Annotated in this window: 18 protein-coding genes; 13 read left to right on the top strand and 5 right to left on the bottom strand. The window is 67.9% G+C overall.

Translation table 11 applies throughout. From position 1 onward, the window contains the following. The first annotated feature begins 98 nt into the window (after positions 1–98). The 3 genes from E4M01_RS13020 to E4M01_RS13010 all read left to right on the top strand — a co-directional run bounded on the left by E4M01_RS13020 (position 99) and on the right by E4M01_RS13010 (position 2,113). Entirely contained in the window at positions 99–809 is a 711-nt protein-coding gene (locus tag E4M01_RS13020; RefSeq protein ID WP_135280331.1) for a flagellin, read from the top strand. A 79-nt stretch (positions 810–888) separates the two neighbouring features. After that, entirely contained in the window at positions 889–1,158 is a 270-nt protein-coding gene (locus tag E4M01_RS13015) for a flagellar protein FlaG (RefSeq protein ID WP_135064514.1), read from the top strand. A gap of 130 nt (positions 1,159–1,288) precedes the next feature. Then, positions 1,289–2,113 (top strand): flagellin, encoded by an 825-nt coding sequence (locus E4M01_RS13010; RefSeq protein WP_135064511.1) that lies wholly within the window; start codon positions 1,289–1,291, stop codon positions 2,111–2,113. Here E4M01_RS13010 and E4M01_RS14620 read toward each other — a convergent pair whose 3' ends face one another. Then, positions 2,114–2,242: a hypothetical protein gene (locus tag E4M01_RS14620; protein ID WP_256359953.1), complete on the bottom strand. Its 129-nt coding sequence runs from the start codon at positions 2,240–2,242 to the stop codon at positions 2,114–2,116. A gap of 139 nt (positions 2,243–2,381) precedes the next feature. Between E4M01_RS14620 and E4M01_RS13005 the strand changes: the two genes are divergently transcribed. The 7 genes from E4M01_RS13005 to E4M01_RS12975 all read left to right on the top strand — a co-directional run bounded on the left by E4M01_RS13005 (position 2,382) and on the right by E4M01_RS12975 (position 9,091). Further along, on the top strand, positions 2,382–5,063 hold the full coding sequence (locus E4M01_RS13005; protein ID WP_135064508.1) for a transcriptional regulator: 2,682 nt from the start codon (positions 2,382–2,384) through the stop codon (positions 5,061–5,063). A gap of 68 nt (positions 5,064–5,131) precedes the next feature. Beyond that, positions 5,132–5,815: a hypothetical protein gene (locus E4M01_RS13000; protein WP_135064505.1), complete on the top strand. Its 684-nt coding sequence runs from the start codon at positions 5,132–5,134 to the stop codon at positions 5,813–5,815. Next, on the top strand, positions 5,815–6,234 hold the full coding sequence (locus tag E4M01_RS12995; RefSeq protein WP_135064502.1) for a hypothetical protein: 420 nt from the start codon (positions 5,815–5,817) through the stop codon (positions 6,232–6,234). Before E4M01_RS13000 ends, E4M01_RS12995 begins: the two co-directional genes overlap by 1 nt. Positions 6,235–6,293: 59 nt before the next feature. After that, on the top strand, positions 6,294–6,788 hold the full coding sequence (gene ssb, locus E4M01_RS12990) for a single-stranded DNA-binding protein (protein ID WP_135064499.1): 495 nt from the start codon (positions 6,294–6,296) through the stop codon (positions 6,786–6,788). Positions 6,789–6,863: 75 nt separating this feature from the next. After that, positions 6,864–7,754: a DMT family transporter gene (locus E4M01_RS12985; RefSeq protein WP_135064496.1), complete on the top strand. Its 891-nt coding sequence runs from the start codon at positions 6,864–6,866 to the stop codon at positions 7,752–7,754. A gap of 57 nt (positions 7,755–7,811) precedes the next feature. After that, a complete protein-coding gene (locus E4M01_RS12980) occupies positions 7,812–8,837 on the top strand; it encodes a DNA adenine methylase (protein WP_135064493.1) in 1,026 nt (341 codons plus the stop codon). A 35-nt stretch (positions 8,838–8,872) separates the two neighbouring features. Beyond that, entirely contained in the window at positions 8,873–9,091 is a 219-nt protein-coding gene (locus tag E4M01_RS12975; RefSeq protein WP_135064490.1) for a hypothetical protein, read from the top strand. Here E4M01_RS12975 and E4M01_RS12970 read toward each other — a convergent pair. Then, entirely contained in the window at positions 9,088–9,741 is a 654-nt protein-coding gene (locus E4M01_RS12970; RefSeq protein ID WP_135064529.1) for a methyltransferase, read from the bottom strand. The genes E4M01_RS12975 and E4M01_RS12970 overlap by 4 nt on opposite strands. A 5-nt stretch (positions 9,742–9,746) precedes the next feature. Next, positions 9,747–10,562, bottom strand: coding sequence for a fatty acid desaturase family protein (locus E4M01_RS12965; protein ID WP_371682904.1), 816 nt, complete (start codon positions 10,560–10,562; stop codon positions 9,747–9,749). Positions 10,563–10,807: 245 nt separating this feature from the next. On the opposite strand from E4M01_RS12965, the gene E4M01_RS12960 reads away from it, so the two are divergent. The 3 genes from E4M01_RS12960 to E4M01_RS12950 are packed head-to-tail and all read left to right on the top strand — an operon-like array spanning position 10,808 to position 12,411. Continuing rightward, positions 10,808–11,218, top strand: coding sequence for a hypothetical protein (locus E4M01_RS12960; RefSeq protein ID WP_245158273.1), 411 nt, complete (start codon positions 10,808–10,810; stop codon positions 11,216–11,218). Beyond that, positions 11,215–11,412, top strand: coding sequence for a helix-turn-helix transcriptional regulator (locus E4M01_RS12955; RefSeq protein ID WP_135064484.1), 198 nt, complete (start codon positions 11,215–11,217; stop codon positions 11,410–11,412). The genes E4M01_RS12960 and E4M01_RS12955 overlap by 4 nt, the downstream gene beginning before the upstream one ends. Positions 11,413–11,442: 30 nt before the next feature. Then, positions 11,443–12,411: an alpha/beta fold hydrolase gene (locus tag E4M01_RS12950; RefSeq protein WP_135064481.1), complete on the top strand. Its 969-nt coding sequence runs from the start codon at positions 11,443–11,445 to the stop codon at positions 12,409–12,411. Here E4M01_RS12950 and E4M01_RS12945 read toward each other — a convergent pair. After that, the gene (locus tag E4M01_RS12945) at positions 12,408–13,247 is read right to left on the bottom strand and encodes a DUF3298 and DUF4163 domain-containing protein (RefSeq protein ID WP_135064478.1); all 840 of its coding nucleotides are present in this window, start codon (positions 13,245–13,247) and stop codon (positions 12,408–12,410) included. The genes E4M01_RS12950 and E4M01_RS12945 overlap by 4 nt on opposite strands. A gap of 24 nt (positions 13,248–13,271) precedes the next feature. After that, entirely contained in the window at positions 13,272–14,297 is a 1,026-nt protein-coding gene (locus tag E4M01_RS12940) for a UbiA family prenyltransferase (RefSeq protein ID WP_135064475.1), read from the bottom strand. Between the last annotated feature and the right edge of the window lie 72 nt (positions 14,298–14,369).

Raw genomic sequence — 14,369 nt, 5'->3', positions numbered from 1 at the left:
CGACCCCCGTCGTCTCGGTTCTCCCCTGGCGCGGTTTCTGACCGCACCAACCGACCGCCAAAACGGCGTCGGCCCCTCAGAAGAGCAAGGAGGCCAGAATGGCCAGCATCAATACGAACTATGGCGCCATGGTCGCCGCCCAGTCGCTCGCCGCCACCGGCCGCGAACTGGCGAACGTCCAAAACCGCGTCACCACCGGCATGAAAGTCTCGTCGGCCAAGGACAACGGCGCCGTTTGGGCCATCGCCACGACCCAGAAAGCCAACGCCAAGGCGCTGGACGCCACGATCAACAACCTGCAGCGGAGCCAGTCGATCAACGACGTCGGCCTGGCTGCTGGTGAAACCATCATGGCCGCCCTGACCGAGATGAAGGCCTTGGGCACAGCTATCGAAGCCGCGACCGCTGCGGGTTCGAGCACGACGGCCTATGTCGCCGATTTCACCGCTCTGTCGGGCGAGATCACCGCGGCCATCGCGGCGGCGAACTTCGACGGCGTGGCTGCCTTCGGCGCTTCGCCGCCGGCGGTTCCGGCCGCTCAGACGGCCGCGGGCGTCCAAACCTCGATCGACGCATGGGCCAGCGCCCTTCAGGGCTTGGGCACGACCTCCAAGTCGCTGGAACGCCAGATCACCTTCAACACCAAGCTCCAGGACGCCCTGGAAGCTGGTGCGGGCAATCTGGTCGACGCCGACCTGGCCAAGGAAAGCGCTCGCCTGACCGCCCTGCAGACCAAGCAACAGCTGGGCGTGCAGGCGCTGGCGATCGCCAACTCGTCGAGCTCGATCCTGCTCGGCCTGTTCCGCTAAGATCAACAGGGTTCGGGGACGGCTTCGGCCGTCCCCGGGCTCGCTTCAGAGGGCGCGGTCCCCATCGCGCAATAGGGTGATGTCAAACCATGTCGCAGGAGTATCCCCAGTAGCGTCCTCGGGCTTCGGAGCTTTTCAGGATCCGAATCCCCGACCCAGTCCTCCGCCTCCCCCGCCTGCCGCCGAGCGCTATCGGCTGCTGATCGAGAAGGGCGAAAAGGGCTTCATCTACAAGACCCTGGACCGCACGACCGGCGAAGTCATCCGCCAGTATCCCAGTGAGGAAATGGTCCGCCTCAGCCAGTCGCCCGCCTACGGGCCCGGAGACGTCATCGTCACCGGCGCCTGACCTCGAGGCCCCGAAGCGCACCAACGCCGCCGAGCGATCGGCCGGCGCTTTCCGACGTCCGGGGGCGTTAACCATACGCTCAGCTTTTCCACGCCATGCTCTGCTCGAATCAGAGCAAGGCGAGAAAGCCATGACCAACAGCGTCCACACCAACGCCTCGGCGCTCATCGCCCTGCAGAATCTCAACGCCACGAACAAGAATCTGGCGTCCGCCCAGAGTCGCGTGAACACCGGGCTCAAGGTCCAGGGCGCCAAGGACAACGCTGCGGTTTGGGCCGTGGCTCAGAGCCAACGCTCGGACATGCGGGCGCTCGACTCTGTCAAGAACAGCCTGAACCGCGCCACCTCGGTCGCCGATGTAGCCTTGGCCGCAGGGTCGCAGATATCCGATCTGCTCACCCAGCTCCAAGAAAAGGCGACCGCCGCGGCCGACCCGTCCGCCTCGGCCGCCACCCGCAAGGCCTATGACGACGAGTTCCAAGCCTTGCTGAGCTCGATCAGCTCTTTCGCCGCCAATGCGACGTTCGACGGCGAAAACATCCTGAACGGCGCGTCCGCAACCGCGCTGGACTTTTTGGCCAACGCCTCAGCCAGCGAGACCATCTCGCTTAACCGTCAGGATCTGACACTGGCGGGGCTGGGTCTGACCGGTCTTGATCTGCTGGCCACCGCCGACGCCGAGACGGCCCTCACGGCGGTCAAGACCGCCCTGACCACGGCCAATGAGCGGCTAGCGGAACTGGGCGCCCAGTCCAAGCAGATCGAAAATCACAACATCTTCGTCGGCAAGCTGATGGACTCGCTGGAAGTCGGCATCGGCAATCTGGTGGACGCGGATCTGGCCCGCGAAAGCGCACGGCTTCAGGCGCTTCAGGTTCAGCAGCAACTGGGTGCGCAGGCGCTGTCCATCGCCAACCAGTCGCCGCAGATTCTGCTGTCGCTGTTCCGCTCCTGATCAGCGCACAGAGAGGCGCGCCGGGCTGGCCCGGCCGATCTCTTCGGCCGACCTGTGCGGGCGCAACGGGGCCTTGGGGCCAAAGCCGTACAGGCCCAGGATGGATCGCAGCATCTGTCGTGGTTTCATCACGCATCTCCCAAGGAACATGGCCCCGAGGCGCGCTTTCAACAGCCTGCGTTATGTCAGGTTCCGGCACGCGCGATCACGCTCGCGTTAACCGGCGGTTACCCCGGCCCCGCCACACTGACGGCGAAAGGGTCGCGCCGTGATCGACAACAGCTATCTGCTGGGCCTTTACGGCCAGAGCTGGGGCTCGTCCGGCGCGGGAGGCGCGGCCGCGACCGCGCGCAAGACGCAGCCTACCGCACCCTGGTCGCCGTCCGCCAAGCCGACCGAGACGCCGGCCCTGGTCCGCGCCGCGCTGGCGGGCCGCCGGATCATCGACGAAACGGCGCCGCGCCTGGACCTGGCGGGGGCGTCGGCGGACTACCGCAAGATGTTCGCCCTGTATCAAGGGCTTGAGACGCTCAAGGCGCTGGCCGAGCGCACGGGCGGCAAAGGCCTGCCGGCGTCCGAGGCGGCCCTGATCGCCAAGCGCTTCTCTTCGGGCCTGGCGGAACTGACGACCTATCTCGCCGGCGCCAAGTTGGATCAGGTCAATCTGGTTCAGGGCGTGTCCAAGACCACCACGGCGACCACAGCCGCCATACCACGCGGCGCGCCGGCGGTGGTGACGCCTGCGCTGCACGAGGGTTCCCTGGCCACGCCGGTGGCCGCCTTCGAGGGGCCGACCGCCTTCGCCGTGACCGCGAAGAAGGGCTCGCAGACGATCCAGGTCGAGATCGATCTGGATCAGATGGGCGGTCAGCCTCGCACATTCGACAACGTCGTCGCCTTCATGAACGCAAGGCTGGAGGCGTCAGGCCTGGACACGCGCTTCGCCCGCCAGCAGGTCGACGCCGAGCCTCGGACGCTGAAGGTTGGTGATCGGACCATCACCCTGCCTGCGCTCGGGGACCGCTGGGCCCTGGCCGTGCGCGGCGTGGCGACGGAGACAATCGCCTTCTCCGCCGCGCCCCAGGCTGATTCCGTCCAGGTGATCCAGGACACCGGCGCCGGCCGGCAGGTGCTGAAGTTCGCCGCGGACGGCTCGGCGGGGCTGGAGCGGCCGGGTGAAACCTTTTTCGTGGACGGCCGCATCGGTCAGTCCAGCCTTCCGCCGGGCGTGTCGGCCGTGCGCGCAGCGGCAGCGGGACCAGACGGCTCCACCTGGATCGTCGCCGACCTGGCGTCCGGCGCGGACCACCAGCCGATCAAGGGCCGTACCGACGTCGCGCTGATGCAGCTGGATTCGACGGGCCGGGTCGTCACCACACGGCTGCTGGGCGCGGCGGATCAAGCCAGCGGCTATGCGATCTCGGTCGCCTCCGACGGGCGCGTGGCTGTCGCTGGATCGGTGGTCGGGGCGCTGGAGCCCGGGCAGGCGGGTCATGACGCGGCCCTGGCCGACAGCTTCGTCACCGTCTTCGACGCCGCCGGAACCGAGATGTGGACACAGCGACGCGGGGCCAGGGCCGAGGATGAGGCCACCGCGGTGGTGTTCGGCGACAACGGCCAGGTCTTCGTGGCGGGCCGCGCCCGTTCAGCCTTGCCCGGCTCGGCCGCCCTGGGCGGCTGGGACGGATATCTGCAGACTTTCCAGGAAAGCCGGCTTCACGATCTGGCCCCGGTCAGGGCGGCGATGGCGGGATCGGTGCAGTTCGGCGGCGCAGGTGACGACGCCGTCCAGGCCCTAACGCGCGACGGGGACGATCTGTACACCGCAGGCGTCGAAGGCGGACGGCTGGTGGTGCGGCGCTTCACCCTGGATGGCGATGGACGTCCGCAACTGACCGCCAGCCGGGACCTGGGCGTAGCCTCGGGCGAGATCGCCGGCCTGTCGGTCGTCGACGGCCGGCTGGTCCTGGCGGGCGCGACCCGCAATCCGGCGCTGGATGTCGGCGCGCCTGCGACGACCCATTCCGGCGGCTCGGACGCCTTTGTCGCGGTGATGAGCGCAGACCTGTCGCCTTCCGGGGAAGACCGGCTGACCTATTTCGGCGGCCAAGGCGACGACACGGCCGCCGACATGAAGGTGCACGACGGCAAGGTCTGGATCACCGGCGTCCATGACCGTCCCGCCGGCGCCAAGCCCGAGGATCCGACGCGGGCCTATCTGGCGCGGCTGGATCCCCTGTCGGGGCAGGTCGAATGGTCGCGCGACTGGGCCGGAGAGGGCATGATGGCCGCCCCGACCGCCCTTTCGATCTCAAGCGGCGGCGTCAGCGCGCTGGATCGACTGGGCCTGCCGCAGGGCGAACTCCCGGGCGCGGAATCGCGCCGGCTGGTGGACGCCACCGCCCTGCGCGTGGGCGATCGGTTCCAGGTCCAGGTCGGAACCCGCAAGACCACCATTACCATCGAGGCGCGCGATACGCTCGAAACCCTGGCCTTGAAGATCGAGCGAGCCTCCAGCCTCGCGCTCAGGGTGACGGTCACGACCGTACGCGACAAGGACGCCGGGCCGCTGTCCCTGGACGCGCAGAGGCTGCAGCAACTGACCCTGACCTCGCGCAACGGCAAGAGTGCGGTGCTGATACCGGGCGAGGCCGGGCGCGACGCCCTGGCCGGTCTGGGTCTGGCCTCGGGTCACGTCGGCCCCTCCGCCGACAAAGGGCCCAAGACGTTCGGCCTGGACCTGCCGTCGTCCCTTTCGCTGTCGGGCGCCGATCAGATCAAGGCGGCGATCGATCGTCTGACGGCGGCGATGACCACGGTGCGAAGCGCCTATCGCGCCATGAATCCCGTCAACGCCAACGCTCGGCCTGTCACGGGCGAGGCCCCGGCCTATCTGACCAATCAGATCGCCAACTATCAGTCGGCCCTGGCGCGTCTGGCCGGGGGTTGATCCGCGAAAGTGCGTTGACGGCCTAGGGGCCCGCGGGGTTATTGGGGCTCCAGTCCGCGCGAGTTTCCATGGCCCTTTCCAAAGACACACGCACCATCCTGCTGATCGGCGGCGGCGTCGCCGTGGTTGCCGCCATCGGCCTAGCCGTGGTGATGGGCGGGGGGCGTGACGACGGACCCGACCCGGCGTCGCCGGCCGATCGTGGCGGCCTCGTGGTAGACTTGGCCGACGCCCCCTCGCTGGAGCCGACCCGCCAGCTTCGCTGCTTCGTCGACGGCCAGTTCGTGGGCCAGGCGACCCTGGCCGACTGCGCGCGTCGCAACGGCGTCGCCACGGGCGCGCTGGACGTGGGTCTGGACGCCTCCGGCGAGCTGGCGGCCGCGCCGACGGCTGCCTTCGCGCCGCCGCCGGAGCTGCCGAGCTTCGAGTTCGACGAGCCGGCGCCGATCGACCCGGGACAGCCGGCGGCAAGCCAGCCGTCCCGGCCGGCGCCCGCGCCGGTTTCCGGCCCCGCCTGCCTGCGCCATGTGGGCGGGGAATGGCGCGCGGTGGGGCAGGGGCTCAGCCTGAACGCCTGCGTGCGCGCGCTCTACGCCGGCGCCTGCGTGCGGCCTGGCGAGGCCGACTACGGCCGCTGGGGCGACACCACCCTTCGCCTGGTTCCGCGCCGTGTGGAGCAGTCGGCCGACAACAACCGCTTCCGCACGCTGGCGGAGCAGGATCGCAACTGCCAATTCCCAGGTCTGAACTGATGCGCGTCTCGCTTGCCGCCCTCGCGCTCTGCGCACCCCTGACGCTGGCCGCCTGCGCGGAGACGATCGAGGCGCCGCGCGATCCGGGCGTCTGCTATTCGGTGGCGCTGACGGACGACGGCCGCAACATCGAACGCCTGAATGTCCTGGCCGAGGACCAGCCGCAGATCGAATTCTGCGCGGCCCGTCTGGAGGAGATGCGGCTGCGTTTCCTGAGCATGGGCGGCTCGAACCGTGAGGCGATCGGGGCCTATCAGGGCCAGTTCATCTTCATCGACCGCGGCGGAGTGTCGTTCGGCAAGCAGCTGACGGGCCCGCGCTTCTTCGCCCTGGCGAGGACTGGCGACGGCCGTCTGGCGATCCCGGGCGCCATCCAACGCCGCATCGACGGCGCGCCGGTGGCGGTCGCCCCGAACTAGAATTTGAACACGCGCCCTGCTAGGTGTCGCGAGCGAGAACGAAAAAGGAACATTAGGTCATGGCGGGCAGCGTCAACAAGGTCATCCTCATCGGCAATCTGGGCAAGGATCCGGAGATCCGGACGCTGAATTCCGGCGACCGCGTCTGCAATCTGCGCATCGCGACCTCGGAAAGCTGGCGCGACAAGTCCTCGGGCGAGCGCAAGGAGAAGACCGAGTGGCACCAAGTGGTCATCTTCAACGAGAACATCGTCAAAGTGGCCGAAAACTACCTGAAGAAGGGCTCCACCGTTTACATCGAGGGCTCGCTGACGACCCGCAAATACACCGACCAGCAGGGCGTCGAGAAATACACCACCGAGATCGTCATCCAGCGCTTCAACGGCCAGCTGACCATGCTGGGCGGCCGTGACGGCGGGTCCGGCGGCGGCGACCGCGGCGGCTATGGCCGCGGAAACGACGACGACTACTCCTCAGGCTTCTCGACCGGCGGCGCCAACAAGCCTTCGGGTCCCAAGGAAAGCTATGACCTGAACGACGACATTCCGTTCTAAGGCTCGCGCGATGAGGTAACGGCGCGTCATCGAATGTGAGCCGACGCGCCGTCAGCCCCGTGCCATAGGCCGCTGATGCACGATCAGCGCCTCACACCCATCGAAATGGCCGCGATCCTGGCCGTGCTGATCATCTGGGGCGTGAACAACGCCGCGGCCAAGGTGGCCACCGAGGTCATGCCCCCGCTGCTGGTCGGCAGTCTGCGCTTCGCCCTGGCCGCGGCCTGCCTGGTCTGGTTCGTGCGGCCTCCCTTCCCGAACTGGAAAAGCCTGGCCATCATCGTCCTGGTTGGCGGGCCGCTGCACTACGGCTTGATCTATCTGGCCTTCTGGCTGGCCCAGGACGTCAGCCCGGTGTCGGTGGCGACGCAGCTTTGGATCCCTTTCACCGCCCTGTTCGCCTTTCTCATCCTTGGCGAGCGGCTGTCGCGTCTGGCGCTGGCCGGCATGCTGGTGGCCTTCTTCGGCGTCGCCTGGATGACCCTGGACCCGCACGCGCTGGAGGATTGGAAGGCCATCCTGGTCGGAGCCGCCGGCAGCGCGGCCTGGGCCCTGACCACGGTCATCGCTCGCCGCACCACCTCGATCCCGCCGCTGAAGATGCAGGGGCTGCTGGCCCTGGTGGCCCTGCCCAGCCTGGCCATGGCGTCCGCAGCCTTCGAGACCGGACAGGTCGCCGCTCTGATCCAGGCCACGCCTCTGGTATGGGTCAGCCTCCTTTGGGCTGGCGTCGTGTCTTCAGTCATCGCGACCAGCCTGGTCTTCTGGCTGGTTCAGAAGCGCGAGGCTGGACGGGTGACGCCCTATCTCCTGGCGACGCCCATCGTCTCGATCGGCATAGGCTGGGGCTTCATGGGCGACGTCCTCACGGGGCAGATTCTGGCCGGCGCGGCGCTGACCATGGGCGGGGTCGCAGTTGTGGCCATAGCAGAACGCAATCTCAGGGCGGGCGCCGCCAAGGCGTGACGTGGCTGATCCCTCGCAGCTACGGCGACTCGCCTCTTCTGCTAGGCTGGCTCGGCAATGATAAAATACATCGGCTCAAAGCGCGCCCTCTTGGGCCATGTCACCGGCGCCGTCCGAGCGGCGTTGCCGATGGGCGGCATGGTGTGCGACCTGTTTTCGGGGACTGCGCGTGTGGGCCATGCGCTGAAGCGCCAAGGGTACGGCGTATGGTCCAATGACGTCACCGCCTTCGCTCACGCCCTGGCGACCTGCTATGTCCAGGCCGACGCCCAGGTTTGGAGCGAGCGTGCGTCCCGCCTGATCGCCGAGCTGCGACACGCCCCGCCCCGCGACGGATGGTTCACCGAGGCCTACTGCCGGAAGGCCCGGTATTTTCATCCGGAGAACGGTGCGCGGATCGAAGGCGTGAGGCAGGCCATTGCAGGCCTGGCTCTCGAGCCTGAGCTGGAGGCGATAGCGCTAACGAGCCTGATGGAGGCCGCCGACCGGGTCGATTCCACAGCGGGCCTGCAGATGGCCTATATGAAAGCCTGGGCGCCGAGAGCGTTGCGGCCTCTGGAGTTGCGGACGCCCGACCTCACTGAAGGCGTCGGCAAGGCGACCCTCGCTGACGCCCTCGAGATCGCCCCGAGCGTGACGGCCGATCTGGTCTATCTCGACCCGCCCTACAATCAGCATTCGTACCTCGGCAACTATCACGTCTGGGAGACCCTCACGCTCTGGGACAGGCCCGAAACCTATGGCGTCGCCAACAAGCGCATCGATTGCCGAACTAGGAAAAGCGTCTTCAACAGCCGTCCCGGCATCGGCCCGGCCCTGAAGTCGGTGATCGACGCCATCGACAGCCCGCGCTTGATGGTCAGCTTCAACGACGAGGGCTATCTGGACCGGGAAAGCCTGGTTGACATGCTTTCGGGACGCGGCCCCGTGCAGGTGATCGAGATCGAGCGACCCCGCTACGTCGGAGCCCGCATCGGCATCCACGATCCCAGGGGGCGAAAGGTGGGCGTGGTGGGCCGCCTGCGCAATGTCGAATACCTCTTTCTGGCCGGGATCGAAGCCCGCATCCCGGAGGCGGCCTGACGGAACGCCTTGAGGGCTTTCGCCGTTGAGGCCTCATGGAAGAGCTGAGCCTTAGCCCCCGTCGCTACGCCATAAGAGAAACAGCAGCCTGGCGCGCTCCCGGGCCTTCGCGCTTTGACGGCCGGGCGGCCAACGATCAGACCATCGAGGAACACGTCAAGGCGCAACTGATGCCACGCTGGCTGCTGATCGTCGGCGGAGCCGCGGCGGCGGCCCTGATTGGCGCGGCCCTTGGCGGGGCGATGGCCATCTAGGGCATTCGCCACACGCGACTGCGCTTTACTTCCTGATCCTCGAGTTCACGGGTTGTCGCAACCGTGTACTCGGCCAGAAGCTCCAGCCCCTGCCTTGGGAAATAGGTCCGCCCCGGATCGCCGATCAGCACTTCGGAACCGGCCTCGCGCGCCTGCCGCAGCCAAGCCAGCACGCGCTCCGTCATCGGCTTCTCATAACACACGTCTCCAGCCAGCATCAGGTCGGCGCTGGGCGGAGGGTCGTCCAGCAGGTCCGCTTCGGTGAAGGACAACAGCACGGCGTTGGCCTGGGCGTTCAGCGCAACCGCCGCCCGGCAAAACGGATCGATGTCGGCGCACAGCACCGAGGCGGCGCCCGCCTTCATGGCCGCCACGCCGACGAGCCCCGATCCGCAAGCCAAGTCCAGAACCACGCGGCCACGCGCCGTCTCCGGATGATCCAGCAGCCACCGCGCAATCGCCTGGCCGCCCGCCCAGGCGAAGGCCCAGAACGGCGGGGGCAATCCCATCTCGCCCAGCTCCTCCTCGGTCAGACGCCATAGGGGGGTGACCTCGTCGGCCAGCCACAGTGAGATTTCCGGTGCGTGCGACACCGGCTGCAACCGTGTGTTGGCCAGGATGAAGTCGCGGGCCGTGTGCGGCGTAAGCAGGGTCGTCACGTGCGCGACGCTGCTCGCTTCAGCACTTCGATATAGCCGTCAGCCCGCTCCATACGTCCGCCTTCGACGCTCGACGCCAGTGCGCGGTTCAACGCCGGGAGCTTCCAGCAGGGCACATGCATGAACAGGTGATGCTCGGCGTGGAAGTTAACCCAGTACGGCGCGACGAAGGCACGCTCCCACCAGCGGGCGCGGGTGGTGCGCGCGGCGCGGAAGGCGTCGTCAGCCGAACCCTCGACACAGGCGTGTTCTGCGATGTTGCGGATGCGGGTGACCATGGAAAACCAAGTCGCCATCGGCAGCAGCCATAGCACGAAAAAGGCCCACCAGAGGCCGGCAAGGGCGAGCGCCGCCCGCAGGCCGAGGTTCCAGATCACGAAAGGCAGGATGGACCGACCCGTGACCAGAGCCTCGTAGGCGTGGTCGTCGGTGGCGCGTCGCGCGGTGCGCCCCCGGGACGCGGCCAGCGGCAGCAGCACGCGCTGCTTGAAGAAGGTCTGGCCCGTGATGTCGCGGATCAGCTTGCGCCGCAGCGATGCGGGGCTGACCGGAAAGGGCGACGACAGGGCCAGGTCGGGATCCTCCGGCTGCTGGGTGAAGCGATGATGGGCTAGGTGGTAAGGACGATAGGCGGCCAGGCTGGCGCCGACGGGCGCCGCGCACAGCCATTGGCCCAAAAAATCGTTCAGGCTCGCCTTGGTCGATAGGCCGCCGTGGGCCGCCTCGTGCATCAGGATGGCCAGGCCCAGCTGCCGCGCGCCGATCACCATGACACACAGGGGAATGAGGATCGGCCAGATCACTGCGACCATGATCGCCAGCCCGATGACCGACCAGCAATGCGCTAGGAGCAGGGGTCCAACCCACGCCTTACGAGTTTGGAAAGGCGCCCAGGCCTCGCGGCTAAAAAGGGCAGAGGGCGCGATGCGGGGAGCGGCGGGCATTCAACATCATACCGCTTCGACACGGGCGATCCAATGTCAGGCTGCCCTGATAAAAAGTCAGGTTGACATTACACATGACCGGTGTCAGGGTGGCCTTACATTTTAGGGAGGCGATGATGATCAGAGCATGGAATGGGGGCACGTCTGCGCACCGGCGATACGTCATCCGCACCATGGCCTTCATGGGCCCGTACATGCTGATCTGCCTGGCGGCGATGGGTGGCGTGTTCGACGAGGTGATCGGCAAGCCGGCAGGCTGGATTCTGGCGATTGCGGTGTCCGCGCCTGTCATCGGCCAGATTTGGGCCACCCTGGCGCTGATCCGCGACAGCGATGAATACGTGCGCGCAATGACCGCCAGGCAGTTCATCCTCGCCACGGGCATCGCCTTGGCCGGAGCGACCCTGTGGGGCTTCGGCGAGACCTTCGCGGGCGCGCCGCATCTGCCCGCCTGGCTGGTCTATCCCCTGTTCTGGGGCGCGTTCGGCTGCATCGCGCCCTTCGTCCAGAGCTCCAGGGCATGAGGAACCGGCTCAAGCTGCTGCGCACCGAGCGCGGCTGGACCCAGGCCGATCTGGGCGAAAAGCTCGGGGTCTCGCGCCAGGCGGTGAACGCCCTGGAGACCGAGAAGCACGACCCCTCTCTAGACCTCGCCTACCGCATCGCCGCCCTGTTCGAGCAGGCGGTGGAAGACATCTTCGACAATCCCCACGCCTGAGGCGCGGGCCGCTTTTCAAAGGAGCCGACAATGTTGAACGCCCTCATCCGCGGGCGCGTGAAGACGCGCGCCCAATCGACCGCCAAGTCGTCGCGCTGGAAGGCGGCCCTGATCGGCCTGGCGGTGTGCGCGCCCAGCCTGATGGTCGCCGCCCAGGCCTGGGCGGAGACGCCCGGCGCCGTCCAGGCCGCGCCCTTCGCCTCCGACCGGCTGTCGGTCGAGGTTCTGGGGCAGGGGCCGGACGTGATCCTTATCCCCGGCTTCGCCTCGTCTCGCGAAGTCTGGCGCGCCACCGCCGAGCGGCTCAAGGCCACGCATAGGGTTCATCTGGTGCAGTTGGCCGGATTTGCGGGCGAGCCGTGGACGCACGGCGACGGCCCGTTCATCGACCCGGTCGTGGCCGAACTGGATCGCTACATCCGGTCACGGAGCCTCTCTGCGCCGGCGGTGGTGGGTCATTCGATGGGCGCCCTGATCGGGCTCAAGCTGGCGCACGCCCATCCAGGTGACGTCGGCCGGCTGATGAGCGTGGACAGCCTGCCGTTCTTCTCGGCCCTGTATGGTCCCCAGGCCACGGCCGAGACGGCGCGCCCGTTCGCCGACCAAGCGGCTCAAGCCATACTGACGACCGATGAGGCGGCCTTCCGGGCGGGACAGGGCGGCGCTGCACAGGGCTTCAGCCGCGATCACGACACGCGCGCGGCCATGGTGGATTGGTCCATGACCTCCGACCGCCACGCCATGGCTGCGGCCATGCGTGAGGTCATGACCACGGATCTCCGACCTCAGCTTTCGACCATGACCACCCCGGTCACCGCCCTCTACGCCGCCGACGCCGACGGCGGCGCCCCCGCGGCCATGGCCGACGCGCTATGGTCGCGTGAATACGCAGCCCTGCCCAATGTCCGACTGATCCGTGTCGACGACAGCCGCCATTTCATCATGGCCGACCAGCCGGAGCGGTTCGCTCGGCTGTTGGAGGCCTTCCTGGCCGACTAGCTTTGGCGCGGGGTGACGTCGCCGGTCCGCGTCGGCTGGCCGGCGAACTCGCCTGCGTAATCGCTGGCGATCAGCTGAGCGAAAGCGCTCTGGGGGATTGCGATCTGATAGGCGCCCTCGGCATACGGGCCGACCTGATAGGGGCCGATGAGGAAGGTCAGGCCGCCGGCCTTGCCCGGCGTGGTGCCGGGCGTCAGCACGAAGGGCGTGGCCGACGCCCGTGGGCACGACCAGTCCTTGCCGCCCAGCGTCAGAGGCTCCGCCGATGGATCGCGGGCCTTCTTCGCCGTGTTGATGGCGGCGCACAGCGCGCGGTCGAGCGGCGACAGGTCGGCCCCGCGCGCGAACAGCTCGGCCGGCGTCACCATCCGCTTGGCGGTCTTGTCCCACAGGGCGGCGGAATACAGCGTGTTGGGGTGCGCCCCGCCCGTGTAGTCGAAGTCGCGACGCTGGAGGCTGAACAGCCGGCCGGTCTCGGCGCCGGCGAAATAGTCGGTCTGTTTCTCATACGGCGGCAGGCCCTGGTCACCGCCGGCCTCGGTTCGGTCGGCCTGGGCGCCCTCCACGAACTGTCGGAGGTCACGTGTCGCCTGCGCGTAGATCGCCTTGTGCAGCTCGGGCTGGGCCTTGATCGGCTCGGGCAGGGTCAGCTTGACCGAGGCGAACTGGTTCGTGCTCTCATAGGTCATCGGCGCCTGGGCATCGGTCGGCGCGGTCGCTGCCGCCTGGTCTCCGGGCGCAGGCGGGGCGGTGGTGGCGGCTTCGCGGCGGTCGCAGGCGGCCAGCACGGCGGAAGCGGCGACCCCGAGGATCAGCAGGCGAAGATGCGCGGTCATCCGTGAAGACTCCTGGACATGAACTCAGACGGTCAAGCTTCCCAACGCGATCGCGGCCAGAAGGATCAGCCCCGTCGTGCGATTGCTGCGGAACAGGGTCAGGGCGCGCATGGGATCATCGAGCCGCAACCGCCTGACCTGCAAGACCAGATGCGCCGCATAGACAATCAGACCCAGGAAGAAGATGGGGCCCAGGCCCGCCGCCAGCCCCGCCAGCAGAGCGAACAGCACCGCGAGCGCATAGAAGATCGCCACTCCCACGCCGGTTCTTCCGCCCAACCGCCGGGCCGAGGATTTCACGCCCACCATGGCGTCGTCCTCGATGTCCTGCAGCGCGTAGATGGTGTCGTAGCCCAGCGTCCAGACCACTCCGCCCAGCCACAGCAGCACGGCGGGCCAATAGGCGGCGGGATGCAACGCGACGGTCCCCGTTTCGGCCGGCGCCTGCCACAGAAAGGGGCGCAGTTCGCCGCGCAGCTCGGGCGGCAGGATGACGGCGGCGGCCAAGGGCAGGGCGGCTGCGAACCCCATCAGCGCGCCCCAGTTGAACGTCAGGCCCAGCCAGGCCTGCGGCCACCAGGTGATGCGCTTCATGAACGGATAGGCCGCCACCAGCGCAAGCGAACCGACACCGAGCAGAATGGCGGCGACCGGCAGGGTCAGCAGGATCAGCAGGCTGATCAGGCTGCAGCCGATCAGGAAGCCCCAGGCTTGTTTCACGCTGATCTGACCGGACGGAATAGGCCGAGCGGCGGTGCGCGCCACCTGGGCGTCGAAGTCGCGATCGACGATGTCGTTGAAGGCGCAACCCGCCGCCCGCATCAGGCAGGCCCCAATCGTGAAACCCAGCACAAGCCACCACTCATAAAGTCCCGGCGTCGCCCGATACTGCGCCAACGCCAGGGCGATCCCCTGCAGGCCCGGCAGAAGCAGCAGCCAGATGCCTATGGGCCGGTCGAACCGCCCCAGCTTCAGCCACGGCTTCAGCCCGTCTGGCGCATGCCGGTCCACCCAGTTCGATCCGGCGTCGGGCAGGGGGGGAGAGGTCATCAAAGGCTCATAGCTGCGGGAGGCCGCCTCGTCATTACGGGTTTCTAACGTGCGTCGCCGGATCGCGGGGGT

Origin of the sequence: Brevundimonas sp. MF30-B (genome assembly GCF_004683885.1) — a bacterium.
Lineage (GTDB): Bacteria > Pseudomonadota > Alphaproteobacteria > Caulobacterales > Caulobacteraceae > Brevundimonas.
Note: the sequence above shows the minus strand (reverse complement) of the source record. Positions and strands in the feature narration are given on the sequence as shown.